Consider the following 25466-nt stretch of genomic DNA (forward strand, 5'->3'; position numbering starts at 1 on the left):
GTGGAGCGCATTCTAACGATCTTTTTGATCCAAGCAAGCTTTATTTCATATTTTCTTTGATTTTTTGTTTGTTTGCTTTCTTTATAAGCAATTCGCTTTTTTTTTATTCTTAAATTATAAAAACTAATTCATCGGTTGATAAAAACTAAACCATCTGGTCAATTTTATGTTTGCACATTATACACTTTTACCGCTATATTGATCTCGTAAAATCCTCATGTCTTACATGTATCTATCTGTAGACATTAATATTTTAAACAATTATACAAAGGGAATTAAATGCAATTTAAGCAAAAAATTGTTAGTAGCCTCGTTACTTTAGCATTAGCGACTACCTACTCAGTAAATGCTGCTGAAGTTAATGCTGATAAATCACTATTCAAAGAAGCCAAGTCAAATCAAATTAAAAAAAATGCTTCTTCACTCTATATAGTACAAATGAAAGAAAAGCCCGGCATTTCTCAAGCTGAAGATATTGGAGAGTTATTACCCTCTAATCAGGTTGTTGGAGTTGCAGGTAATAATTACAACGCTAATACCCCTGCTTTAATTGCTTATACAAAAGCTATAGAAGAGCGACAGCAAGAATTAGCTAACAAAATGGGTTCTATTACTATTATCCATTCGTTTAAACATACTTTTAATGGTTTCTCCGCTAAGTTAACTCAAAAGCAAGTGTCAATGCTTGAATCTAACCCTGATGTTGCTGGTGTGTGGAAAGAAGAAATACAAAAGGTTACGACTTCTAATACGCCTGAGTTTTTAGGCTTAACGGGTAGTACTGGACAACATACATTAAATATTAAAGGTGAAGATGTAGTTATTGGTGTTTTGGATACAGGTATAGCACCCGAACATCCAAGCTTTGCTGATGATGGTACATACTCTGATCCTCAATCAATCGGTTGGAATGGTACTTGTGATGCTGGTGAAGAAGCAGAAGCTGATACATTTAAATGTAATAACAAATTAATTGGTGCTCGTTACTTTAATGAGTCATTTCAATCTGTTTACGATATTCAAACATCTCTAGGTGAATTCATATCTCCACGTGATGCTGACGGCCATGGTTCTCATACGGCTAGTACATCTGGGGGAAATTCTAATGTTGAAGCTATACTAGAAGGACAGGAAGTTGGCTTGGTAAGCGGTATAGCACCTAGAGCTCGTGTTGCTATGTATAAAGTTTGTTGGAATAGTGATTATACAAACCCTACAGGTGGCGATGAAGCAGGTTGTTTCCCTAGTGATAGTATGGCGGCAATTGATCAAGCAGTCGTTGATGGTGTTGATGTTATCAATTTTTCAATTGGTGGAAGTTTAACAGATTTAACTCAACCTGCAGCAGCGGCTATGTTACGTGCAACTCAGGCAGGTGTTTTTGTTTCAGTCTCTGCTGGTAATAGTGGCCCTGATGCAGAAACTGTTGGAACTCCAGCTCCTTGGGTTACATCAGTAGCGGCTTCAACTTACGATGGTACTTCTAAAGTTATTGGTAAAGCATTGGTTGTTAATTCTGGTGATTTAGCTGGTTCTTCAATTGTTTCTGTACCTGCAGGCTTTGCTCCAGCTGCTAATGAATTATCAGGTAATATTGTTGTATCAGATTCAATTGAAGCATGTAATACAGATGATGGTTCAAATCCAATTGCTGGTCAAACAAACTTAGTAGGTAATGTAGCTTTAATCGCTCGTGGTTCATGTGCATTTACTGAAAAATTTATTAATGCACAAGAAGCAGGTGCAATTGCTGCGGTTATATACACTCAAGAAGGAACGTCTCCTTTTGCTATGGGTGGAACTGATGATGCTGTTGCTATTCCTGGCTCTATGATTTCATATATTGATGCTCAAGAATTAATTGCAAGTTCATTAACTACAGAGACTAATGTTACTTTTTCAAATATGAATGCCGCGATAGATACAACTGAAATCGGTAATGTTATGGCTGACTTCTCTTCTAGAGGTCCTAACCAAGCAAGCTACGATATTATAAAGCCTGATATTACTGCTCCAGGTGTTAAAATATTAGCCGCTACAACTAACACTCCAATGTTTGGAGAGCAAGGTGGTACTTTTGCTTACCTGCAAGGCACCTCAATGTCTAGCCCTCATATTGCAGGTTTAGCAGCTCTTTTCAAGGAATCAAATCCTGAATGGACACCTGCTCAAATTAAATCTTCATTAATGACGACAGCAAGACAGAACTTAACCAAAGAAGATGGCGTAACACAAGCAGACCCATTTGACTTTGGTGCTGGTCATGCAGCTCCAGTTAACGCTCTAGATCCAGGGTTAGTATATAGTGCAAACTATAATGACTACCTTGCATTTTTATGTGGTATAGGCAACGAAACGTATGTTTCTAATTTAGGTACAAGTTGTGATGTATTAAGTAGCTCTGGATTCAGTACTGAACCAAGCCAGCTAAATATTGCATCTATTGGTATTGCTGAACTTTCTGGATCAGAATCAATTACTCGTACAGTTACTAACGTTACTGAATCGGATAGTGTTTATAATGCAACGATTGAAGCTCCTGCAGGTGTAGATGTAACAATAACTACATTTGATGAAAATGGTAATGAACTTCAAGATGGTTTGTTAAGTGTTAAAGCCGGTGAAAGTGCAAGCTATGTTTTAAACTTTAGTAGTACTGACGCGGCTGTATTTAATGAATGGGCATTCGGTTCTATAACGTTATCTGATAACAATAATCATAACGTACGTAGCCCAATTGCGATAAAAGTTGTTCCTGAAGTTTCAATTGAAGTTCCTGAGACCATCTCTGGTGAATTAAATAGAGGTCGCTTAACCTTCCCTGTGAAAATGCTTTATTCAGGCGCAACTTCTACAGACTTTGCTGGATTTGTAGCCCCGTTTGGTTCAACTGAAACAGTTTCACAAGATCCTGACAGTGAGTTCTCATTTAATGAAGATGGACTTGCTACTCATTTATTCCATATACCTGAAGGAACTCAAGTTGCTCGTTTCTCATTGGTTGATGGTCTAGTTGGTGATGGTGCCGGTAATGTAGATTTAGATCTTTACGTTTACCGTTGTGATCAATGGAGTTGTACACAGGTAGGACAATCTTTAAATGCTGCATCTAATGAAGATGTGATATTAGTGAATCCTGAACCAAGAGCGAATGTTGACGTGGGTGATGTATACCTTATTTGGGTACATGGATATAACCTAGCAGGTGCTCAATCTCTTGAATATACAATGCCTGTTTGGATTGCTGACTCAAAAGAAAGTACATCAAGAGTTATCTCTAGTACTCGTGCTATTGAAGGACGCTTTAATAATGTAACCATTATGACAAGAGGTCTTACTGAAGGTACTTTCATGGGTGGTATTACATTCTACGATGACCAAGGTGTTGCGCAAGGAACTACCGTTGTAGAAATTAATAATTAGTTTCAGTATTTACTTAATTAACAGCCCTTCAGTGTTCAAGGGCTGTTTAACTCAATTAACTCTTACAATGAGTAAGACAAAAATAACAGGTCTATTATGTTAAACACATATTTTAAAAACGCACTATTAGCTATATCTCTATCTTTATTCACAATTGGCTCAGCTAATGCAAACTTAATTATACAAGACATATTGTTTGATGATGCAACCACTACGGAAGTATTATTTGAAACGATTGGTTCAATCACAGTTGATACTCAAGACAGTGATGGGTTTGGTACCATCAATACTTGGGTTGATTTTGAATTATTCGGATTTGATATGATCACTGAGGCTGATGCTGCAGGCAACTTTGCATTATTCGGATTATTTGAAGTATTTGTTGATTTAAATAATATAAGTGCAGGTATTGAATTCCTTACGTTTGATGTTACTGAAAGCAACTTCTTGTTCTATAACTTTCAAGGTTTAGTTGATACTGCTTTTGGTGGTAACTTCTTTATCGATGTATTTGATTTTGGTGGCGGTCTTTATGTTTTTGGTGATTTAGCATTAGGTCAAGCTAGCGTAGTTTCTGAACCTTCAATGTTTTTATTATTTTTCACAGGCTTATTCTTTTTAGTTGCTAAGCGTCGTAAAAATTAATAAATAATCTATTTCATTTATAAAACCAAAAAGTCACTAATTATAGTGACTTTTTTATTTATTTTAACTAATGTGATGACTTTAATTTGACAAGATTAAAGTGTACATAAGTAATCTTTGCATCATTTAAAATCGGCATCTTTGTCGTCACCAACAACATGCTCTAGCTTAAGCTTTCTCACTCCTCTAATAGTGGTAAATGGTCCTGAGAAAGCATAGATAACGAATATAATGAGTAATACGTTTTCAGGACTTGAAGCTACAATAACAAATGCAAGAACAATGAGTAGAACAACAACAAAGTTTACCTTCCCTTTCCAATCAACATCTTTAAAGCTGCTATACCTAAAGTTACTCACCATCAGCAAACCTGTAATAATAGTAATTACGCCAACAATGTAACCATAATCTTGACCGACAATTTCGTAGGATGAACCAACCCAAACTAAACTTGCAATAACCCCTGCCGCTGCTGGGCTTGCTAAACCTTGAAAGTAACGCTTATCAGCAACACCAACTTGAGTATTAAAACGTGCTAATCGAAGTGCTGCACTTGCTACAAATACAAAAGCAGCTAGCCAGCCAAATTTTCCAAAGTCATCTAATGCCCAATTATACGCAACAAGTCCGGGTGCTATACCAAACGACACCATATCAGCCATACTGTCATATTCAGCACCGAATTCACTTTGCGTGTTGGTCATTCTTGCAACTCGCCCATCTAAACCATCAAATACCATAGCAACAAATATTGCGATAGCTGCACTTTCGAAATGCCCTTTCATAGAAGAAACGATGGCATAAAATCCAAAAAACAAACCAGCTGTTGTTAATAAGTTTGGTAAAAGATAAATACCTTTTTTAGGGGATTTTTCACTTGAAGTGTTTTGTGTCATTTTGAAACCATTAGGTTATACAAGGTGTTTGCGTAAATTTAACATAAGTATAATTCACAGGGATAGTGTAATTCTTATTATATACCTCTAAAAAAGCATAAAACATTTGAATCATTGGTAGGTATTGTTATAAGTTTGTAACTTAACGTTTTTAAATGAGTAAATAAACAGTACAATTTACTTAATAATTTTTAAAACAAAAAAGAGTTTAAAAAATGAAATATTGGTCAACGAGTTTATTACTCCTTCTTAGTTTAAATGCCTTAGCGGATGTAATTATTTATAGATGGGTTGGTGAGGATGGCGTTGTACATTTTAGTCAAAATCAACCCGCTGAAGGGAACTACACAGAGTTAGTTATGGCGAATGCACAATTATCAAACCTAGATAGGCAAGCCAAACCAGCTCAAAAGCAAGAAAAATTGACCACAGCAGCCAAAGAAAAAGAAGCGGGTGTATCTGAGAACTTAACTCTAGATATTTCAAAAAAATGTGAGGAAGCTAAGAAAAACTTAGCAACCTTAACCGATTTTAATAGAATCCGCTTTGTTGATGCTGATGGAAATACTCAAATATTAAATGAAGAAGAACAAAAAGAGCAGATCACTATTAATCAAGAGCGTGTCGATCTTTATTGTAAATCTTAAAGCCATATAATTAGGTGATTGTAAAAATCAGCTTTTCATCTAATAATTCTATCTTGATTATACTCTCTTGAGTGATATCTCCCGCTAGTAACGACTGAGCTAGCGGGTTTTCAATTTCATGCTGAATAACTCGTTTTAATGGTCTAGCACCAAATAAATGATCGAAACCTATTTTCCCAATGTAATGCAAGGCATCATCAGATATCGTTAAAGTTATCTCTTTATCTTTTAAGCGCTTAGCAAGAAGCTGAATTTGTATTCCTGCTATTTTTTCAATTTGGCTTGTTTCTAAAGGATGAAATACTACTGATTCATCAATACGATTGATAAACTCTGGTTTAAAGTATTGATGAACTTCTTCCATTACTTGGCTTTTCATCAATTCATATTGTTTTTCTGCGCTAAACTTTTGAATGACATCAGATCCGATATTAGAGGTCATGATGATCACTGTATTTTTAAAATCAACAGTTCGCCCCTGCCCATCAGTTAATCGACCATCATCAAGTACCTGAAGTAAAATATTAAAAACATCATTATGTGCTTTTTCTATTTCATCCAAAAGAATAACTGAATAAGGTTTACGGCGAACAGCTTCCGTTAAATACCCCCCCTCTTCATAACCAACATAACCTGGAGGTGCACCAATAAGACGAGCAACAGAGTGTTTTTCCATAAACTCTGACATATCAATTCTAATTAACGAATCTTCACTATCAAATAAAAAGTTAGCTAATGACTTAGTTAATTCTGTTTTACCTACTCCGGTTGGTCCTAAGAATAAGAAAGATCCTATTGGTTGATCAGGATCTGACAAACCCGCTCTCGATCTTCTTATCGCATTTGATACAGATGCTATAGCCTCATTTTGTCCGATAACTTTCTCATGTAAGCTATCTTCCATATTTAATAGTTTTTCTCGCTCTTGTTCTAACATTTTAGAAACAGGGATACCGGTAGCCTTACTTAATACATCGGCAATTTCAGCTTCTGTTACCTTATTTTTTAACAAACTCATTTCTTGCATTTCAGCTTGGCTTGCTAAATCAAGTTGCTTTTCAAGTTGCGGAATTTTTCCGTGGTGCAATTCAGACATTTTATTAAGATCGCCAGCACGTGTTGCAGCTTCAAGTGCTAATCTTGCTTGTTCAAGATCAGTTTTGATTGCTTGAGTTCCATGCAATGCGGCTTTTTCAGTAGTCCAAACTTCATCTAACTCATCATACTGACTTTGCATTCCTGCTATTTCTTGGACAATATTTTCTAAACGTTTTACTGAGGCAGCATCAGACTCTTTAGCTAATGCTCGTTCTTCTAACTTTAATTGAATTAGCCTTCTTTCTAAACGATCTAGGTCTTCAGGTTTTGAATCCATTTGTAAACGAATACTTGATGCAGCTTCATCAATCAAATCTATAGCTTTATCTGGTAGTTGGCGATCACTGATATAGCGATAAGATAGTGATGCTGCGGCAACAATTGCAGGGTCTGTAATTTCAACATTGTGATGAAGTTCATAACGCTCTTTTAAACCACGTAAAATAGCGATCGTATCTTCAACGCTTGGTTCATCTACTAATACTTTTTGGAAACGACGCTCTAAAGCCGAATCTTTTTCAATATACTGTCGATATTCATCAAGGGTTGTTGCTCCTACACAATGTAAGTCACCTCGCGCTAAAGCAGGCTTAAGCATGTTACCAGCATCCATAGCACCGTCAGACTTGCCTGCACCTACCATAGTGTGTAATTCATCGATGAAGAGAATAACTTGCCCTTCTTCTTTAGCGAGTTCATTTAAAACAGCTTTTAAGCGCTCTTCAAATTCGCCCCTGTATTTAGCGCCAGCAACTAAGGCACCCATATCTAGTGAAAGTACTCTTTTATTTCTTATACCTTCAGGTACAGCATTATCAATAATTCGTTGAGCTAATCCTTCAACAATAGCTGTTTTTCCAACACCTGGCTCACCAATTAATACTGGATTATTTTTGGTACGTCTTTGTAATACTTGAATAGTACGTCTTATTTCATCGTCGCGCCCTATAACAGGATCAAGCTTTCCTTGTTCTGCTCTTTCAGTTAAATCAACTGTATATTTATTTAATGCTTGACGCACATCTTCAGCATTTTGATCATTCACTGATTCACCACCTCTTATATGTTCTATTGCTTTCTCTAAACGTGATTTATTTGCGCCAAGTGAGGTTAAGATTTTGCCTAATGCACCTTTGTCTTCAATGGCGGCAAGAACAAACACCTCAGATGATATGTATTTATCACCTAGTTTTTGGGCGTATTTGTCACATAAATTAAATAGATTCCCTAAAGAAGCAGACAGTTGAACATCTCCACCCGTACCAGAAACTTGAGCTAAACTGGTTAGAGAAGCTTCTATCTGATTACGCAAGGTATGAATATTTACACCAGCACTCTTTAACAAAGGTATTACGCTATTATTATTTTGATTTAATAACGACATCATTAAATGAGTAGGTTCTATAAATTGATGATCTTTTCCTAAAGCAAGAGATTGGGCATCAGAAATAGCTTCTTGGAATGTTTGAGTAAATCGGTCTAAGCGCATATTACACCTTCAATAAAACGAGATTAATTAACGAGATTAAATAAAATATAGTTTAACTCTCTATACTTTATTAATGAGGGCTATTAACTAAATAGCAATCGGGTATTAATTTATTTTTGATCTAGAATAATATTTTGAGGGATTAGGTACGACAAATTATAGTTGTCATGCGGCCTGTTTGCTTATTTCTTCTATAAGAATAATAATCATTAGGCTGAGAAAATGTACAATGTGGTAAAGAATAAATATATCTAGCACCTAGTTTTTCTAACTGTATTTGAGCGATCAGGTGCAAATTCGCCATATACTTATTTACATTTTTTGAAGACTTAACAGCAACAAAGGCTTTATTAAAGTTATTATCTATTGTCACAAACTCTTGATATAAATCTTCGCCTACTTCGAATTTCTCAGGTCCAATACAAGGTCCTAACCAAATGTGAAGATCTTTTACAGGTGTTTCCATTTTTGAAATGGTGTATTCAATAATTTTTTTAGATAATGGTTTCCAGCCTCCATGTATAGCAGCCACTTCACTACCATCAAGTGTAGAAATAATAATAGGTAAACAATCAGCTGTCATTACAGCGAGTGCTATGTTGTTTTGCTGTGTAATAGAGGCATCGGCAATAAGAATATCTGAACATGAATGTATAACTTCTATGTTATTACCATGAACTTGGTCTAACCATTGGATTGCTGTATTTTCAGGCAGGTATTCGAGTAACAAATCTCTGTTACTTTGAACAACACTTTCATCATCACCTACATGTAAACCTAAGTTAAAGTTTCCGTAACATGTGGAAGTTTTAAGTCGTTCTGGATGATGAACAGTTGTAGTAAAGGCCAATACATTTTGTACTGGCCAAGACAAATAATGAAAAGCAGAGTTAGTATGGTTCAATTGAATGTAATTTGTTATCTTCTCGAAGTAACTCTGTTAACTTAACCATATCTTCAGGCACATCAGCATGCCATGTCATTTGCTCACCTGTTATTGGATGAAATAATGATAACATTGCTGCATGAAGAGCTTGTCGGTGAAATCCACGTAAAAAATCACGTAATTCTTCAGTCGCATTTTTAGGTGGACGAGGTCTGCCACCATAAACAGGGTCACCAACAAGCGGATGTGTAATATGAGACATGTGTACTCTGATTTGATGAGTACGACCTGTTTCTAATCGCAAACGAAGTCTAGTGTGGAGTCTAAACTTTTCCATAACGCGATAATGCGTAACAGATGGACGTCCCGAAAAGGTTACGGCCATATGTGTACGTTTAGTTGGATGTCTACCAATAGGTTGATCAACCAAACCACCTGCTGTCATAATACCAGCAGCAACTGCTTCATATTCACGTGTAATTTCACGTGCTTGCAATGCTTCAACTAAATTAGTTTGTGCTGCAATAGTTTTAGCAACAACCATCAATCCGGTAGTATCTTTATCTAAGCGATGCACGATGCCCGCTCTTGGTACAATTTCCACTTGAGGACAATAATGTAGCAAGGCATTTAATACAGTGCCATCTGGATTACCGGCACCAGGATGAACAACTAAACCCGCAGGTTTATTAATAACTAAAATATCGTCATCTTCATAAACTATGTTTAATGGTAAGTCTTGAGCTTGAAATCTTACTTCTGCTTCGATTTCTGTATCGATAGAAATAGTTTCCCCACCAAACATTTTTTCGCGTGCTATCTTAACTACAGCGTCGTTTACACAGACGTGACCTGCTAAAATCCAATCTTTTAATCTTGTTCTTGAATAATCAGGAAACATTTCCGCAATTGTTTGGTCTAATCTTTTACCCAAACAAGATTCAGGGACTATACCAGTGTGTTGAATTTTTTCAGCCATTAAGTTCTCTTTAAATTTACCAAGCAAACTAAATATACTTTAGTACTGTGCAAGGAATGTTTGCTAGGTTAGAATGCTTGGATATTTTACCTGTTTGTGTGATGGGATGAAACCAACTTCATCAAATAAATATGAATGTGATAGTTAAAACATAAATCATATTAAATTCTGATGGAGCCACATTAACTTTAGCTAAACCAACGTTGTGATTTTTATATCTATGGAAAAAATATCAATAAAAGTATTACTGACTGCACTTACATTAAGCTTAGTCGGTTGTTCATCATCTGATGATGTGAACATTGAAAATGTACCGAATAAGTCTGCTCAAACATTATTCTCAGATGCACGTAAAGCACTTGACGATGGATTATTTCAGAAAGCTATCCAACTATTATCAGCAATAGATGCTCGATTCCCATTTGGTCCTATATCTCATCAAGTACAAATAGATTTGATTTATGCTTATTACAAAACAGGAAATGCAGAGCAAGGTATTGCATTAGCTGATAGATTTGTGAAATTGAATCCTGCCCATCCGAATGTTGATTATGTTTACTACATGAAAGCATTAATTAATTTATCAACTGAAGATAACTTGTTTCAGGATTTGGTTGGTATTGATCGTTCTGACAGAGATCCAACAGCGTCTAGAAATGCTTTTCTTGGTTTCAAAAAAATCCTAACAGATTACCCAGAAAGCAAATATGCTGCTGACTCAAGAAAGCGCATGATTGATATAAAAGAGCGATTAGCTAGATATGAAATATCCGTCGCACGTTTTTATCTAAAAAGAGATGCTTGGGCTTCTGCAGCAAATAGAGGCAGATATGTAATTGAATATTATGCACCGAGTGAGCATGTTGAAGAAGCTTTAGAGATTATGATTGAATGTTACGACAAGTTAGAACTTCATGATCTTAAGAATAATGCGAAACAAGTATTAGCAGCTAACTTTCCTGGAAACCCGCTTTTAAGATAGTATTAATTTTTCAAAGCACTAAGGTAATAGTTAGTGCTTTGAATCTATCTTCAGCTGTTTCTATATAGCTGAAGCGTCCTCTTCACCCGTTCTTATACGAATAATACGCTCTACATCTGTAACAAATATCTTACCATCGCCTATTTTACCTGTTTGAGCAGTAGACATAATAGCTTCAATACATCGTTCTACATCTTCAGTAGCAATAACAAGCTCAATTTTTACTTTAGGTAAGAAATCAACCATGTATTCAGCACCACGATAAAGTTCAGTGTGACCTTTTTGACGTCCAAAGCCTTTAACTTCTGAAACAGTCATACCTGTAACACCAATTTCACCCAGTGCTTCTCGAACATCGTCTAATTTAAACGGTTTAATAATCGCTTCTATTTTCTTCATCATTTGATCCATTTCTATAAAGTTAAATTCATTGTACACAATTCACAACATCAATCAAAAATATCACTAAATAGCATACTATTAATGTGATAAATTTTGATACACTTACCTCATTATCTACCGAAGAATCTGATCCTTCAAATAAAATTATTATTTAATTACCGTTAAGGAAAATACATGAATCCCCAGTTGATTATTGACGAAATGAAAGTATTGCCTGTTATAGATGCTCAATATGAAATTAACCGCCGAGTACAATTCATTAAACAGCAATTAAAAGCCTCAGGGTTAACAAAACTCGTTCTAGGCATCAGTGGTGGTGTTGACTCGACAACCTGTGGGAAATTGGCTCAACTGGCTGTAGAACAATTAAATAGTGAAAACAATACTAGTGAGTTTCAATTTATAGCCGTTAGATTACCTTTTGATGTGCAAGCAGATGAAGAAGATGCTCAACTGGCTCTGAACTTTATTAAACCTTCACATGATATCTGCACCAACATATTAAATGGTGCCAATGGGATACATGAAGAAACACTAAAAGCATTATCTGCTAGTAATTTGTTAACAGCTTCAGATGCCCAAATGGACTTCTCAAAAGGTAATGTGAAAGCTCGTACTCGAATGGTTATGCAATACAATGTCGCTGGAATTTTAGGTGGATTAGTACTAGGCACTGATCATTCAGCTGAAAATATTACAGGCTTCTTTACTAAGTGGGGAGATGGTGCATGCGACTTAGCACCACTATTTGGTTTATCAAAGCGTCAGGTACGTCAACTAGCTAAAGAGTTAGGTGCTCCTGATCAGCTTATTATTAAAGCTCCTACAGCTGATCTAGAAGAATTATCACCAGGTAAAAAAGATGAAGATGCATTAGGAATCTCTTACGACCAACTAGATGACTTTTTAGAAGGTAAACTTAAAGATAAAGCTATTGAAGAAAAGATCATTAACATCTATTTAAAAACACAACATAAACGAGCAGAAATACCAACAATTTACACCTAGTTTACATTTTAGAGTAAAAATTATACTATCAATATCGCAGCCAAATCGTTTATTAAATAACCAAAACAATAATCAAGCGACTAAGGATAGTTGATATGTATAAACATAACGGGTTCACATTAATTGAATTATTAACTTCTGTTAGCATCTTAATGCTTTTAATTACAATAGGTATGCCTGCTTTAGCAGATTTCACGGTTAAACTTCGTGTTGACCGTGAGATATCAGAATTACATAAAATGATAGCATTCACCAAAAACACAGCCATTAACTCTAATACGAATATTACAATTTGCCCTTTGAATAATGCCAATATTTGCACAACTGACTGGCATCTAACCATTAGTATTTTTACTGATCATAATAAAAATAAAGAATTTGAACCATCTCTAGATGAAGCAATATTAAGAGTTAAAGCCCCAATTAATGAAGGTGATAAACTCCAATACGGCTCTAATCGTACGGCTTTAGTTTTTGGTCCTACAGGACATCTAGTTATTTGGGGAGGTAATGCAACTTTTAAATATTGCCCTAAAGATCATGAAGATAAAAACAGAGGCATAATTGTTTCAAGGGCTGGTAGGGCTTATCAAACAACAGACCTAAGAAATGATGGATTAGACAGAAATAGAAGTGGTACTTTAATTATCTGTGATTAGACTATACTCATATCTAGATAGCTTACCGCAATAATGTTATAAATAACGTATTGCTGTAATGAAGGAAGATCTTGTTTCTATGTGTATAAAAACCTTAAAGAAAAAACAACGTGCTTTTACCATGGTTGAGCTTTTAGTAGGTATAGCTATTGTTGCAATTTTGGCTGCGGTCGCTTTACCCAGCTTAAAAACATTTACCGTTAGTATGAGAGTCGATAACGAAATTTCTGAATTACATCGTTTACTTCTTATAGCACGAAATACCTCAGTGAACAGCGGTCAAGATGTGGTTGTATGCCCTATCGTAAATGGTTCTTGTACAGATGATTGGACCCAAGAAGTTAGTGTGTTTATCGATTTCAATCAGAACAATGACTTTGATATTGCAGATGACGAAATTGTTCGCGTAAAGTCAGCTATAAGTAGTAGTAATGATCAGTTTCAATATTCTAATGGAGCATTTCTTACTTATAATTCTTTAGGCAACTTGCCGATAAATAACAATGAATCTACTTTCAGTTACTGCCCTTACGGCTATGCTGATGCATCAAGAGGTATTATTGTTGCTGTTTCTGGTAGAGCTTATATTAGTAATGATAGTGATAGTGATGGGGTTGATGAAGATAGAAATAATGTAAATATAACCTGCTCATGATCCTGAACAGGCTAACTAATAGATAAAATATGTTACCTCTCAAGTTCCAGCTCTGCTTCTAAGGTATTTGCTATAGTATCTTTAAACTTATCTTTAATTTCAACACATTCATTTACTTTATATACAGGTTCCACTTCATTATTACCTTGGGAGTCTTTATATTTCTGTAGTAGCCAATTAGCAAAAAGGTCTTTATCACTTTCAGGCAAGTGATAGTGATAAAGAATAGTAGTTTTACCTCCGATTAGCTCAACATGACATTTCAAATTTACCTTCTTTACATCTTCAAATCGTTCAGATTTCTTAGCTAAAATCAAAGAGGAATGAAAAATGCTATATATGCTTAGTAACAACACTAAATTAGAAACTAATTTCATATTATTTCTCCCAGCAGTCAGCTGATTCAGCTGTTTTTTGACCCGTATGGTCAATAGACAATGTAGTACAATCGGGATCTCTAGTAGCTTGAGTTCCTCTAGCCGTAGCAGTTAAAGTAAAGCTCCCATCATTTTGAGCTGAAGTATCAATACTATAATTACCTGTTTCTGTTATATAAGGGTCCGCGGCCATTCCAAGTAAAGTCATATCAGCAGTATATTTTCGATGGTCAACGTAATATTGTTCCATTTTGTTTGCCACTCGAGCAAGTTCTCTTTTAGCTTCAGTACGATTCGACTGTGTTACATAAGTTGTATAAGACGGATAAGCAACAGCGCCCAAGATCCCTACAATGGCAATAGTAATTAACAACTCAATAAGTGTCATACCTACTTGTTTTTTAACTTGCATCATTATTGCTCCGTAACATATTGATAAGTACTAAATGTAGTAAGTGAAACATCCGTAGTGATAGGAACCCCACCTGTTAAAATTAAGAGAGTAGACCTATCAGTTCCTGGAGGCTCATTTTCATCGGGTGTTGTTGTTACCGTACCACTTGGCGGAATAACAATAGTTGGCGTGTCAGGCATTGTGGATGTAATTAATGTTTTACGTGATTCATATGAAGTAGTTCCGTCATACAAATCAATCGCATATATAAAACCTTGTCCAGTAGTTAAAGAACAGGAAGATGAATCGCCTACAGTACCTGGTACAAAAGATGGAAATAAAGCCTGTCCTTTAACTAATAATGCACCACCGGTGCTTCGTTCTCCCGTTGAATAACTGTAATACCAGCCAGACTTTCTACTAACAATTAAGTCTAGGTTTTGTTTATCAGTACCTGTTAATGAATCATACGGATTATCAGTAAAGTCGTGTAAATAAGAGTCGTTAAATAATATCGGTGAAGGCGGCTCAAGAGACGGTGCAACTGCACCAGCAACAAATGATTGTGTAACTACATTTTCATCTTGTAGCATAAAGAACTTATCCTCAGTATCGGTTGCGGTAGGCGTACTTCTATCACCACTGCCAATTAAAACAGCATCGTAAGGTGTTTCTTGACTTATTACTGTAGTATCACCATCTATAGTAATTTCAACAGTATCAGTGAAGAATGTTTTTTCTACTATTGCTTCACTAAAGAAACGTCTGTCATCAGCATTCGTTGTGCCGCCTAATTCTGCAAATTTAAATGCTGTCCAAGGCGTATCACTATCGAAAGGATCTGAACCCGGCATATCTATTCTGAAAACATTACCGCCAGTGTCTCCTGTATATAATCTATCAATAAGTCCATCGCTATCACTATCAAATACCGCTATTTTAGACGGGATACTGTCAGTAAAACCTGTAAATTGAGTGTTTTTATCACTTGTAGCCCCAGGGGTTATACTCCATAGTAACTCACCGCTTTCAGCATCCACCATATATATGCCTCGACCAACTTCGTCGTTAGTTCCCGGTCCTGAAGCATCTTTAGCAATTGAATATCCAGCACCAAAAATAAGGACAGGTTTAGGTGAACCGCCTTCAATATTTAATTTTGAATACCCTACAACTGGTTGCGACCATGTTTGTCCTAATTCTTCAAAACCTGCTGTATCTGCTGTTATTTCCCACATATACTCTGGTGTATCAGGAGCTGTTACATCTAAAGCATAATATGAGTTGCCACCGCGTCTTAAACCAAAAAATATCCATGCTTTTTCATCTGTACCACTGATTGTACCATCACCGTTTTTATCTATAGTAAAAGCAGTAATTGAACCATCAACACCATAAACTTTATCAGAAGCAGGTAAATTATCTCGCAATGATTTTATATCAGAAAAAAATCTTTTAGGCATAAATGCCCAAGACTCATCAACAGTTTCTCCACTGTCTTTGAACATGTGTAAGACACCGGAGTTTGTACCAACTACGATTCTAATATTTGGATTATCTTCATCACTACCACCATAGTTTATTGCTACTGGCTTTGAATGCAGTGGGTCTCCGAATAAATCTGGTCGGTAATCACCTGTATCATTGTCATCATCGGCATCGTCAACATCAAAACCTAAAGCCCAATTAATATAATCCTGTGCCTCAAGTATGTTTAAAACGCCAAACGCTAAATAGGTTTGTAAAATCCCTCCGTAATAGGTTTGCATGCTTGAATAGTTTAATTCACTAAGTTCATTACCGGGGCCAATGTCACTGTAAATATTACGGGCATCTTCTTTATTATTAAACATCCCCACAACACCACCGGCTTCAACATTATTTCCGTCAGCCTCATCTGAGCTCCTCCAAAATGTTTTGGCAGCAGCTAACATATTACCATCAGCATCTATGGCAACTTCATCATCTCGACCAACTTGCTCATCATCGACTAACTTAAGTTTTTTTAGATTTCCTTTCCATTTAGCACCACTTTCAGGAATAAACATTCCATAATACGCTGAGTCCTGTGATTCCGTTCTATCAAAACTATTTGTTGCAACTGAAGGTGCGGTGAAACTAGTGGTAACTTCTAAAATCGAGCTTAGTGCTTTTTGAAGAGAAGCACCTAATTGAGTCGGATCTGTGGCGTCATAATATTGCCCACCACCATTAGTTGCTGCTGCGGTTAATACATCTTCTGCATCCCCTGCACCTTCACTAAAACCAACTGTATATAAAGTTGCAATTTGGGTACCATCTAAGCTAGCATTAATGTCATTACTATGCATATATTGCGCTAATGCAGGTAAATAATTACCATCTACTGGTTGAGCAGTAGAGCCGACGCTAGTGTGAAGGGATCTAATTAAACTATCAGCCTTCGCATCATTTTGTGGAATGCCATCAGTAATTAAAATAACAAAGATCTCATTAGTACAGTTTTCATAAGGTGTTATATATCTACCGTTGCTTTCGATACTTGTATCTCGTCCAGGTCTATTACGATTATGATATTGTGTGTAGTTATTGAGGTATGAGCTATAATCCGTATCTGCAAAATACACCGAGGATCCAGAAAAATATCGATATGCTTCATAATATGATTCACATAAAGGCGTTGAACCAGCCGCATGTAATTCATCGTCAATAATATCCTGTAACTCACCTTTAGCATTAGCCGTCATTTCTTGTATACCAAACGCTATACGCCCACCATGACCTCTATTTGAATTTGTATCAGAATAAGCATTAATATTATATACCTCTAAACCGAACTGTACTGACGGAATAGATTCAACTAAATCACTTAAGGTTCTTTGAGCGATAGATAATCTTGTTGCTATGGTAGTACCAATATTAGTGTTATTACTGTATTGTGTTCCTTGATCCCACCGTAAATAATTATCAGTATATATAGTAACTACATCGCCTCCCCATGAAGAGTCTACTGTATTAATATCGTTATCATAATAATCAGGTAACAATCTGTTACCTTCGCCATCAATAGGATAACCTCTAACCGTAGACGTTGTTAATAAGCCTCTAACTTGGTTTTCATCATGCTCTACCGCAAAACCATTTTCTATGTTAGATAAATCGAGGCTAATATCGTCTTCACAATCAATTATAGTAATACTAGTTCCATCAGATTCAGGTATTTCTTGCCAGCTTCCAGTATTACCTTCAAATGTATACTCTCGAATACGCCCTGTATAAAAACCTACTTCATTTAATCGAGAAACCGCTGAAGAACAGTTATTAATGCTTGCTAAGAAACGACGATTCTCACTAGTTGAATCAACCACAGGTGACGACGATTCGCTTCCTACACTATAATATAAATAATCATCTCCTCTTCCCGAAAAAGTACCTAAAGTTTTATATGTACTATCAGGATTATAAGGTGTTTTAATTGTTTGTGTCGAAGCCATACTGCCTGATGTATCAACAATTAATAATACTTGAGGTTTTGTATCTTCTCGTTGACTAGTATCACCAATATATAACTCTATATCTTCACTAAAAGAAAAAAGTGGAAGAAGAATACATGTAAAAAATAATAATGATTTTTTCATATTAATTTCCTGCTGGTAATTCTTGAGCAATACCAGAATTGACTTGAACGGCATGGTTATTATCTCGACCATATGTTTGAGTTATCTGAACTCGTGTAATTGTACATTTCATACCTGATGTAGGTTGTGTATTGCGAGGACAACTTACATCAAAACCATATTCATTGGCATTCACGCCTGTGGAATTCATTATTTGGTCATCAGTAACAGGAAATGTAATAGTTCCGACAATTTTTTCTGAAAAAGCATTAGCCCCATCTACTTTACGATATTCGTTAAATATAATACGTCCCATTTCGCTAATAGCTTCTTGCGTAACAATCGCCTTTTCTTGACTGGCTCCTGCCATCTTTATATCTGTTGTTGTGTTTTGCATTAGCGCAGCTGCAACAGCAGTTAAAGCAATAAGAAAAACCAAAGCGACAATTAAAACGACACCTTGTTGCCTATGATTTTGATATTTAGTATTGATTAAATATATTGATTTCATATTAACTCTATATTTTAAAAGGTTCTAATTGTTGCATTTGGCATTGAAACTGTTGTGCTAAATAATATACGTCTAAAGTTATCACCAGCAGCATCAAAACTAACATCACCCATTTGATAAACATTGTCATTTTCGTAACTTCTATCGGGTCTAATCGACCTTACGAGTACGTAAAGCTTCACCCCTAGAATTTTAATATTATTTGCATTATCCCAATAATTGTCGAGCATATTTATTGGTGCAATATAAGCATTAATAACTCCATCACCGCTGGTATCAACACCAAACATGTAATGTATTCTTTCAATACCTTCAACTAACATATTAAATGATATTGCGTTACCACCATTCTGCAATCTTCCCTGCATTAACACAGGTACAACGTCGTTTCCTACTTGGTCTTCACGAATGTAATAAACATGATGTTGATATTCCCAAACTCTAGACTGATTTACTGATGGTATTGCTTCCTCTCCACCAAATATTGCTGCATTCTCAAATCCTGAATTTATATAATAACGATTTGCTTCTATATCTGCTGGAGCAACAGGGTTTGCCACTACACGTTTTATTTGAATAACGTCTGAGCCAATAGTTGCATCATCGATACACCCATTTAAAATATTTATATTAGCAACAGTCTGCGCCCAAATAGTACGAAAACTTCCTACTCCTGCCTGAGGGAAGCTGCCATTATTTAAACCTCCACCAATACAGTCTCCTGCTGGATTTGCTGGCGCAGGACTAATAAGTAAGGTACTACTTAAATTGCTACTTAAGTCCCCCCAAAGGTTCTGCCTTAACAAATCATCAGTAAGGAGTGAAACAGCAAAACGACCATTCTCTTGAAGCTCTCCCATACTTGAAGTTTCTTGCGTAGTGGTTTTCATACCAACAAATACACTTAAAACACCACCAATAAGTACTAGGCCTATCGCTAATGCGACGAATATTTCAAGTAAAGTAAAACCTTGTTGCTTTTTAAGCATATAAGCCTCTAATTAATAAATGCATTAATAACAATTTGACGGCGTTTTGTGGTTGCTGTGCCACAATTCTCTCCAAATTCATCATTACTGGTAGCTCCATCGGAGGTTTCTTCTCGCCCTTCCCAACTAATCGCAACGGTGACATTACTGTTTGAATGATTTATACAACCAACAACTTCACTCAGGCCTCCAATATTTGCATTAATATTTTTTGAATCGGCACCAATTAAACTCTGCTCCCATTCATATAAATCATTAGTAATTAATTCAGTTGGCGTACACAAAGATGTAGACAAATCACATCTATTACCTGGGGCGCTTAATGGGTTAATACCATAATTACCGTTATACCCGTTGAGTACATTTGAGCCTACTTGAGCATCATTACCTCGCATACGCTCAATAATATTCTGTGCATATGCAGAAGCTAATGAGCGTTGCATAGCATCAAAACTACCTTTTTTAGCTGATGCTTGCATAGCAACTGCCCCTAAAATTCCTGTTGATAAAATAAATAAAGCAACAAGCACTTCTATTAAGGTAAAACCTCTATTAGACGTTTTGTTATATTGAAATAATAAATAAGAGCGCAAATTATGACACCTCAAATGTTAGAAGGTTTACATGATAAAGGTCTAAATAATTATCACGAATATTTAAGGAGGATTTTGTTAGCGGCAACAAAGTAAATGAGCATTGGTTTATAGAAACCAATGCCTTTGAGAGAAAGTTATATGTGTTAAAAATCACTAAAGTGAACCGCATTAACTCATACCTTAATATCCATATCTAAGCAGTTTTCCATTAAATATTATGTTATCACTACTTGAAGTTTACGTAATAAAAACTAAGACTTACATAAAAACATTTTATATACAAAATTTTATAACTAGATTAACAAAATACTAACCCAATTAACAAATAGTTCTTTTTTTATACAACCACATCAAGGTTAACGCAATTCAATTGGAACTGCAAATACTGTATTTTCTTCTCGCCCTGGGTATTCAACAACTTCTTTACCACCATAACTTTTAAGGGTTTCTATTACCTGATTAACAAGAATTTCAGGTGCGGATGCCCCAGCAGTTACACCTACATGCTTAATATTTTCTATCCACTGTGGAAGAATATCTTCAGCTGTATCTATTAAGTAAGATGTAGTCCCTATTTTTTCTGCAAGTTCTCTTAGGCGATTTGAATTAGAGCTATTCTTAGCGCCAACTACTAGAAGTAACTCTACTTGATTTGCGATTGAACGCACAGCATCTTGACGGTTTTGAGTGGCATAACAAATATCATCTTTTCGCGGACCTTCAATGTGCTTATATTTTTTCTGCAAAGCATCAATCACATCGCTGGTGTCATCTACGGATAAAGTGGTTTGACTACAAAAATATAATTCATTAGGGTTCTTTACTGATAATGATTCTACATCATCAACAGATTCAACTAAGTATATACCGCCAATGTCACTTTCATATTGCCCCATGGTACCTTCAACTTCAGGATGCCCCGCATGCCCAATAAGAATACATTCAACATTTTTACGACTTGCTCGTGATACTTCCATATGTACTTTAGTGACTAATGGACAAGTAGCATCAAATACTTTTAAACCTCGATCTTTTGCTTTATTACGTACTGCCTTAGAAACACCATGTGCACTAAAAATTACTGTACTGTCATCAGGGATCTCATCTAACTCATCAACAAAAACAGCACCGCGGTCTTTTAAGCCATTAACAACAAACTTGTTATGTACAACTTCATGGCGAACATAAATAGGTGCGTCAAATAAGTCTAATGCACGATCAACAATACTAATTGCTCGGTCGACACCAGCACAAAAGCCTCTTGGGTTTGCTAATATAATTTCCATGGTATTCTCTATTATTCTGGACTATTGAATTTCGATAACGTCAATAACAAAAGTTACGTCTTGCCCAGCTAATGGGTGATTAAAATCTACTGTAACTGAAGTACCTGAGACATCAGTGATCATACCTGGCAGCTCTCCACCTGGCTGAGTAAAGGTAATAATGCTCCCTACCTTGGCCGGTGTTTCACTATCAAATTTAGTGATATCAACATAATGAATGTTATCAGGGTTTTTATCACCAAAGGCATCAGCTGATTTAAGTGAAAACTCTTTCGATTCACCTTCTTTTAACCCAAGTAGATTAGCTTCAAATGCTGGAGAGATACTTTGATCTCCCATAATTATTTTAGCGGGTTTGTTATTTACTTTAGTACTATCCGCAGCTGAACCGTCAGATAGTTTCATTGTTATGTGAACAATGATGTTAGAATTTTCTTTAATTACTTTCGACATGATTTACCTTTTTACTTTTTATTAATTGCATTAGCTTTATTATTATTTTTGAACGAATCAAAAATCATCAGAGCTGCACCAATAAAAATCATTGAATCAGCAACATTAAAAGCAGGCCAATGATTATTGCCAATGTAGAAATCTAAAAAGTCGATAACATAACCGAATAGAACTCTATCAATTAAGTTTCCTAAAGCACCACTTAGTAATAAAGCAAAAGCAATACCTAATAGTTTTTGGTTTTTAGGTGTTTTAGCTAACCAAACAATAAAAACAATACTCGCTATAGCAGCAATACTCGTAAAGAACCATCTTTGCCAACCTCCTTGGTCAGCTAAAAAACTGAATGCCGCGCCAAGATTATGCACATAGGTAATACTAAAAAAAGAGAACACTTTAATTGACTCGTAAAGCTCCATAGAGTCAACAACTAGATATTTCGTTACTTGATCTACAATCAAACACAACAGAGTTAACCACAACCAACTTAACCCTGTATTCATTGCATTTTTTATCATTAAAGACTACAACCTTTTTAAAGAATGAAATTAATGTCTAAATATAAAACAAGCGTACATTAACAGATAACATACGCTTATTTCTTAATATATTTAGCCACTTTATATGACTTTTATACTATCAAGTTATGCAAACTTACGCTCTTCGCCTGAACCATCTACGTTAGTTACACAGCGAACACATAACTCTGGATGTGCTTCTATTTGACCAACATCATCAGTAAAATGCCAACAACGGTCACATTTGCTACCTGATGCTGGAGCCACTGATAACCATAAACCGGTAACGTCAGTTTCAATCATACCTTCAGGTGCAGAAGTCACTAGCTCAACTGTTGCTGATGAAGTAATTAAAACAAAACGTAACTCTTCTTCAAGTTGTTTTAGCTTATCTACAATGTTTGCGGTTGCATAAAGAGTTACTGAAGCCTCTAATGCTTTACCCACTGTTTTTTCTTTACGTGCCGCTTCTAGTGCCTTATTAACTTCTGTTTTAATTAATAAAATCTCTGCCCAAAACTCATCATCAAATGATGCATCTTTAGGTAATTTAGCTAACCCGTCAAACCAAACATCAGTAAACACAAATTCATCTCTTTCTGCATTAGCAGGCTTAGGTAATGCCTGCCAAATTTCTTGTGCTGTAAAAGATAAAACTGGTGCCATCCAGCGAGTCATAGCTTCAGCAATTAAATACATTGCTGTTTGACATGAACGACGAGCAACACTATTACTTTTCGCTGTGTATTGTCTATCTTTGATAATATCAAGATAAAAACCACCTAGCTCGGTTGTACAGAAGTTCATTAACTTATGAACAACTACATGAAACTCATAATCGTTATAAGCTTTTTCGATATCAGTTTGTAACTGAGCTGCCTGCCCTACTACCCAACGGTCTAATGCAACCATGTCATCAATAGCAATTGAGTCTTGCTTAGGATCAAAACCGTTTAAGTTAGCTAATAAAAAGCGAGATGTGTTACGAATTCTTCGGTAAGCATCAGCTTGACGTTTGAAAATTTCATCTGAAACAGTAATCTCTTGTGTGTAGTTAACTGAGGCTACCCACAATCTTAAAATATCAGCACCTAACTTATTGGTGATCTCTGAAGGCGTTATTACATTGCCTAACGACTTAGACATTTTGTGACCATTAACATCAACAGTAAAACCATGAGTTAATACTTCACGATAAGGTGCTTTACCTGTCATAGCGACTGAAGACATCATTGATGACATAAACCAGCCTCTATGCTGATCCGAACCTTCTAGGTATAAATCGGCTATATCATCAAACTCTTCACGTGCATCTATAACAGAGGAGTGAGTTGTTCCTGAGTCAAACCAAACATCTAAAGTATCTGGTACTTTTACAAAATCATTCGCATCATCACCAATCAGATCTTTAGCATCCAAATCGAACCATGCTTGAATACCTGATTTTTCAACTTTCTGAGCAATTTCTTCTATTAATTCAATACTACGAGGATGCAATGCACCTGTATCTTTATGAATAAATAAAGCAATAGGTACACCCCAAGTACGTTGACGAGAAATACACCAATCAGGTCTACCTTCAACCATTTTTTCAATACGGCTTTGACCCCAATCAGGGATCCATTTGGTTTTTGCTATTTCACTTAGTGAATCTTGACGCAAACCTTTTTTGTCCATACTGATAAACCATTGAGGTGTCGCACGGAAAATAATAGGCGTTTTATGTCTCCAACAATGTGGATAAGAATGTTCCAGTGCATGATGATGCAATAACGCCCCTTTTTCAGTAAGCACTTCTACTACTGATGCATTCGCTTTAAATACATGTTGCCCAGCAAATAACGGTGTATCTTCAAGATAAACACCATTAGCTCCAACCGGATTATAAATTTCTAAACCATATTGTTTACTTACGTTGAAATCGTCTACACCATGACCACCCGCAGTATGAACACAACCAGTACCAGAATCAGTAGTTACATGTTCGCCACATACAACAGGAACTTCAATGTCATAAAAAGGATGTTTTAAAGCAACTAAATCAAGGTCTGCACCTTTACAAAAACCTAATGCATGATATTTAGTGATGCCATATCTATCCATACATGATTGAACAAGTTCAGAAGCTAGGATCAACCTTTGTTTACCCGATTCCGTTTCACATTGAACTAATGTGTACTCAACTTCAGGGTGAACAGATACAGCACGGTTAGCTGGCAAAGTCCAAGGTGTTGTGGTCCAAATAGCAATACTAATTTCGCCCTCACCTTCATGATTTTCAGGATGAGAAAACTTATCAGCAATACTTTGATCTTTAACTAAAAAACTAACATCTATAGCAGGAGATTGTTTATCTTTGTATTCAACTTCAGCTTCAGCCAAAGCAGAACCACAATCAGTACACCAATGAACAGGTTTAAAACCTTGCTGTAAATGACCATTCTCAGCAATTTTTCCTAAAGCACGAATAATATTCGCTTCAGTACCAAAATCCATAGTCAAGTAAGGTTTTTCCCAATCAGCAAAAACACCTAATCTTTTGAAATCAGCTTTTTGACCATTAACTTGCTTAGTTGCATACTCACGACATTTTTCTCTAAATTGAGCCGCTGTAACTTTATGTCCTGGCTTACCTATTTTCTTTTCAACCATTAATTCTATAGGCAGCCCATGACAATCCCAGCCTGGAACATACGGAGAATTAAAATCAGATAAAGTTTTAGATTTAACAATAATATCTTTAAGAATTTTATTTACTGAGTGTCCTAAATGAATGTCGCCATTCGCATAAGGAGGTCCGTCATGCAGAATAAATGATTTTTTGCCTTTTTTAGCTGCACGAATTTTTCCGTATAAATCTTTTTCGGCCCACTCTTTTAGCATGTTAGGTTCGCGGTTTGCCATGTTCCCTTTCATTGGAAACGAAGTATCTGGCAAATTTAGGGTATGCTTATAATCACTCATTTAAATTTATATC

Annotated in this window: 22 protein-coding genes; 7 read left to right on the plus strand and 15 right to left on the minus strand. The window is 35.9% G+C overall.

The features are described from left to right. Window positions 1-279: 279 nt before the first annotated feature. Both Q5N69_RS17010 and Q5N69_RS17015 read left to right on the plus strand, forming a co-directional pair. Window positions 280-3423 (plus strand): S8 family serine peptidase, encoded by a 3144-nt coding sequence (locus Q5N69_RS17010; protein ID WP_304370285.1) that lies wholly within the window; start codon window positions 280-282, stop codon window positions 3421-3423. 96 nt (window positions 3424-3519) lie between these two features. Then, window positions 3520-4068, plus strand: a complete 549-nt coding sequence (locus Q5N69_RS17015; protein WP_304370286.1) for a PEP-CTERM sorting domain-containing protein — start codon at window positions 3520-3522, stop codon at window positions 4066-4068. A gap of 122 nt (window positions 4069-4190) precedes the next feature. Here the strand turns inward: Q5N69_RS17015 and pssA are convergent, their stop codons facing one another. Then, the gene (gene pssA, locus Q5N69_RS17020) at window positions 4191-4964 is read right to left on the minus strand and encodes a CDP-diacylglycerol--serine O-phosphatidyltransferase (RefSeq protein ID WP_304370287.1); all 774 of its coding nucleotides are present in this window, start codon (window positions 4962-4964) and stop codon (window positions 4191-4193) included. A 215-nt stretch (window positions 4965-5179) separates the two neighbouring features. On the opposite strand from pssA, the gene Q5N69_RS17025 reads away from it, so the two are divergent. Continuing rightward, window positions 5180-5611 carry a DUF4124 domain-containing protein gene (locus tag Q5N69_RS17025; protein WP_304370288.1) on the plus strand — a complete coding sequence of 144 codons (432 nt, stop codon included), beginning with the start codon at window positions 5180-5182 and terminating at the stop codon, window positions 5609-5611. Between the two features lie 10 nt (window positions 5612-5621). Here Q5N69_RS17025 and clpB read toward each other — a convergent pair whose 3' ends face one another. The 3 genes from clpB to rluD all read right to left on the minus strand — a co-directional run bounded on the left by clpB (window position 5622) and on the right by rluD (window position 10063). After that, a complete protein-coding gene (gene clpB, locus Q5N69_RS17030) occupies window positions 5622-8198 on the minus strand; it encodes an ATP-dependent chaperone ClpB (protein ID WP_304370289.1) in 2577 nt (858 codons plus the stop codon). A 142-nt stretch (window positions 8199-8340) separates the two neighbouring features. Then, a complete protein-coding gene (gene pgeF, locus Q5N69_RS17035; protein ID WP_304370290.1) occupies window positions 8341-9102 on the minus strand; it encodes a peptidoglycan editing factor PgeF in 762 nt (253 codons plus the stop codon). Next, window positions 9089-10063, minus strand: coding sequence for a 23S rRNA pseudouridine(1911/1915/1917) synthase RluD (gene rluD, locus Q5N69_RS17040; protein WP_304370291.1), 975 nt, complete (start codon window positions 10061-10063; stop codon window positions 9089-9091). The genes pgeF and rluD overlap by 14 nt, the downstream gene beginning before the upstream one ends. A gap of 220 nt (window positions 10064-10283) precedes the next feature. Here rluD and Q5N69_RS17045 point away from each other — a divergent pair, with 220 nt between their 5' ends. After that, window positions 10284-11045 (plus strand): outer membrane protein assembly factor BamD, encoded by a 762-nt coding sequence (locus tag Q5N69_RS17045; protein WP_304370292.1) that lies wholly within the window; start codon window positions 10284-10286, stop codon window positions 11043-11045. 60 nt (window positions 11046-11105) lie between these two features. Here the strand turns inward: Q5N69_RS17045 and glnB are convergent, their stop codons facing one another. Next, window positions 11106-11444 carry a nitrogen regulatory protein P-II gene (gene glnB, locus Q5N69_RS17050; protein WP_304370293.1) on the minus strand — a complete coding sequence of 113 codons (339 nt, stop codon included), beginning with the start codon at window positions 11442-11444 and terminating at the stop codon, window positions 11106-11108. 177 nt (window positions 11445-11621) lie between these two features. On the opposite strand from glnB, the gene nadE reads away from it, so the two are divergent. From nadE to Q5N69_RS17065, 3 genes are all read left to right on the plus strand, one after another. Then, window positions 11622-12455: an ammonia-dependent NAD(+) synthetase gene (gene nadE, locus Q5N69_RS17055; RefSeq protein WP_304370294.1), complete on the plus strand. Its 834-nt coding sequence runs from the start codon at window positions 11622-11624 to the stop codon at window positions 12453-12455. Window positions 12456-12550: 95 nt separating this feature from the next. Next, on the plus strand, window positions 12551-13114 hold the full coding sequence (locus Q5N69_RS17060; RefSeq protein ID WP_304370295.1) for a GspH/FimT family pseudopilin: 564 nt from the start codon (window positions 12551-12553) through the stop codon (window positions 13112-13114). A 58-nt stretch (window positions 13115-13172) separates the two neighbouring features. Continuing rightward, window positions 13173-13769 (plus strand): GspH/FimT family protein, encoded by a 597-nt coding sequence (locus tag Q5N69_RS17065; protein WP_304370296.1) that lies wholly within the window; start codon window positions 13173-13175, stop codon window positions 13767-13769. 32 nt (window positions 13770-13801) lie between these two features. Here Q5N69_RS17065 and Q5N69_RS17070 read toward each other — a convergent pair whose 3' ends face one another. From Q5N69_RS17070 to ileS, 10 genes are all read right to left on the minus strand, one after another. Then, window positions 13802-14146 carry a TapY2 family type IVa secretion system protein gene (locus Q5N69_RS17070; RefSeq protein ID WP_304370297.1) on the minus strand — a complete coding sequence of 115 codons (345 nt, stop codon included), beginning with the start codon at window positions 14144-14146 and terminating at the stop codon, window positions 13802-13804. A 1-nt stretch (window position 14147) separates the two neighbouring features. Next, window positions 14148-14561 (minus strand): type IV pilin protein, encoded by a 414-nt coding sequence (locus Q5N69_RS17075; protein WP_342866506.1) that lies wholly within the window; start codon window positions 14559-14561, stop codon window positions 14148-14150. Then, the gene (locus tag Q5N69_RS17080) at window positions 14561-18157 is read right to left on the minus strand and encodes a pilus assembly protein (RefSeq protein ID WP_304370298.1); all 3597 of its coding nucleotides are present in this window, start codon (window positions 18155-18157) and stop codon (window positions 14561-14563) included. Before Q5N69_RS17080 ends, Q5N69_RS17075 begins: the two co-directional genes overlap by 1 nt. A 1-nt stretch (window position 18158) precedes the next feature. Continuing rightward, the gene (locus tag Q5N69_RS17085; RefSeq protein ID WP_304370299.1) at window positions 18159-18647 is read right to left on the minus strand and encodes a pilus assembly PilX N-terminal domain-containing protein; all 489 of its coding nucleotides are present in this window, start codon (window positions 18645-18647) and stop codon (window positions 18159-18161) included. A 14-nt stretch (window positions 18648-18661) separates the two neighbouring features. After that, complete coding sequence (locus Q5N69_RS17090; protein WP_304370300.1) at window positions 18662-19636, minus strand: PilW family protein; 975 nt, start codon at window positions 19634-19636, stop codon at window positions 18662-18664. Window positions 19637-19644: 8 nt separating this feature from the next. Continuing rightward, the gene (gene pilV, locus Q5N69_RS17095; protein WP_304370301.1) at window positions 19645-20229 is read right to left on the minus strand and encodes a type IV pilus modification protein PilV; all 585 of its coding nucleotides are present in this window, start codon (window positions 20227-20229) and stop codon (window positions 19645-19647) included. Between the two features lie 359 nt (window positions 20230-20588). Continuing rightward, entirely contained in the window at window positions 20589-21518 is a 930-nt protein-coding gene (gene ispH / locus Q5N69_RS17100; RefSeq protein ID WP_304370302.1) for a 4-hydroxy-3-methylbut-2-enyl diphosphate reductase, read from the minus strand. A 21-nt stretch (window positions 21519-21539) separates the two neighbouring features. Beyond that, the gene (gene fkpB / locus Q5N69_RS17105; protein WP_304370318.1) at window positions 21540-21974 is read right to left on the minus strand and encodes an FKBP-type peptidyl-prolyl cis-trans isomerase; all 435 of its coding nucleotides are present in this window, start codon (window positions 21972-21974) and stop codon (window positions 21540-21542) included. Between the two features lie 8 nt (window positions 21975-21982). After that, window positions 21983-22489 (minus strand): signal peptidase II, encoded by a 507-nt coding sequence (lspA, locus tag Q5N69_RS17110; protein WP_304370303.1) that lies wholly within the window; start codon window positions 22487-22489, stop codon window positions 21983-21985. A 126-nt stretch (window positions 22490-22615) separates the two neighbouring features. Next, on the minus strand, window positions 22616-25453 hold the full coding sequence (gene ileS, locus Q5N69_RS17115) for an isoleucine--tRNA ligase (protein WP_304370304.1): 2838 nt from the start codon (window positions 25451-25453) through the stop codon (window positions 22616-22618). Window positions 25454-25466 lie beyond the last annotated feature (13 nt).

This window comes from Pseudocolwellia sp. AS88 (genome assembly GCF_030551755.1).
Lineage (GTDB): Bacteria > Pseudomonadota > Gammaproteobacteria > Enterobacterales > Alteromonadaceae > Pseudocolwellia.

What these genes read in the sequence shown, in the direction of transcription:
- ispH (WP_304370302.1), bottom strand. Translation starts at nt 21,518, where the DNA reads ATGGAAATTATATTAGCAAACCCAAGAGGCTTTTGTGCTGGTGTCGAC.
- Q5N69_RS17065 (WP_304370296.1), top strand. Translation starts at nt 13,173, where the DNA reads ATGAAGGAAGATCTTGTTTCTATGTGTATAAAAACCTTAAAGAAAAAA.
- Q5N69_RS17015 (WP_304370286.1), top strand. Translation starts at nt 3,520, where the DNA reads ATGTTAAACACATATTTTAAAAACGCACTATTAGCTATATCTCTATCT.
- nadE (WP_304370294.1), top strand. Translation starts at nt 11,622, where the DNA reads ATGAATCCCCAGTTGATTATTGACGAAATGAAAGTATTGCCTGTTATA.
- glnB (WP_304370293.1), bottom strand. Translation starts at nt 11,444, where the DNA reads ATGAAGAAAATAGAAGCGATTATTAAACCGTTTAAATTAGACGATGTT.
- Q5N69_RS17085 (WP_304370299.1), bottom strand. Translation starts at nt 18,647, where the DNA reads ATGAAATCAATATATTTAATCAATACTAAATATCAAAATCATAGGCAA.
- lspA (WP_304370303.1), bottom strand. Translation starts at nt 22,489, where the DNA reads ATGATAAAAAATGCAATGAATACAGGGTTAAGTTGGTTGTGGTTAACT.
- clpB (WP_304370289.1), bottom strand. Translation starts at nt 8,198, where the DNA reads ATGCGCTTAGACCGATTTACTCAAACATTCCAAGAAGCTATTTCTGAT.
- rluD (WP_304370291.1), bottom strand. Translation starts at nt 10,063, where the DNA reads ATGGCTGAAAAAATTCAACACACTGGTATAGTCCCTGAATCTTGTTTG.
- Q5N69_RS17045 (WP_304370292.1), top strand. Translation starts at nt 10,284, where the DNA reads ATGGAAAAAATATCAATAAAAGTATTACTGACTGCACTTACATTAAGC.
- ileS (WP_304370304.1), bottom strand. Translation starts at nt 25,453, where the DNA reads ATGAGTGATTATAAGCATACCCTAAATTTGCCAGATACTTCGTTTCCA.
- Q5N69_RS17075 (WP_342866506.1), bottom strand. Translation starts at nt 14,561, where the DNA reads ATGATGCAAGTTAAAAAACAAGTAGGTATGACACTTATTGAGTTGTTA.
- pssA (WP_304370287.1), bottom strand. Translation starts at nt 4,964, where the DNA reads ATGACACAAAACACTTCAAGTGAAAAATCCCCTAAAAAAGGTATTTAT.
- Q5N69_RS17070 (WP_304370297.1), bottom strand. Translation starts at nt 14,146, where the DNA reads ATGAAATTAGTTTCTAATTTAGTGTTGTTACTAAGCATATATAGCATT.
- Q5N69_RS17080 (WP_304370298.1), bottom strand. Translation starts at nt 18,157, where the DNA reads ATGAAAAAATCATTATTATTTTTTACATGTATTCTTCTTCCACTTTTT.
- Q5N69_RS17060 (WP_304370295.1), top strand. Translation starts at nt 12,551, where the DNA reads ATGTATAAACATAACGGGTTCACATTAATTGAATTATTAACTTCTGTT.
- Q5N69_RS17010 (WP_304370285.1), top strand. Translation starts at nt 280, where the DNA reads ATGCAATTTAAGCAAAAAATTGTTAGTAGCCTCGTTACTTTAGCATTA.
- Q5N69_RS17025 (WP_304370288.1), top strand. Translation starts at nt 5,180, where the DNA reads ATGAAATATTGGTCAACGAGTTTATTACTCCTTCTTAGTTTAAATGCC.
- Q5N69_RS17090 (WP_304370300.1), bottom strand. Translation starts at nt 19,636, where the DNA reads ATGCTTAAAAAGCAACAAGGTTTTACTTTACTTGAAATATTCGTCGCA.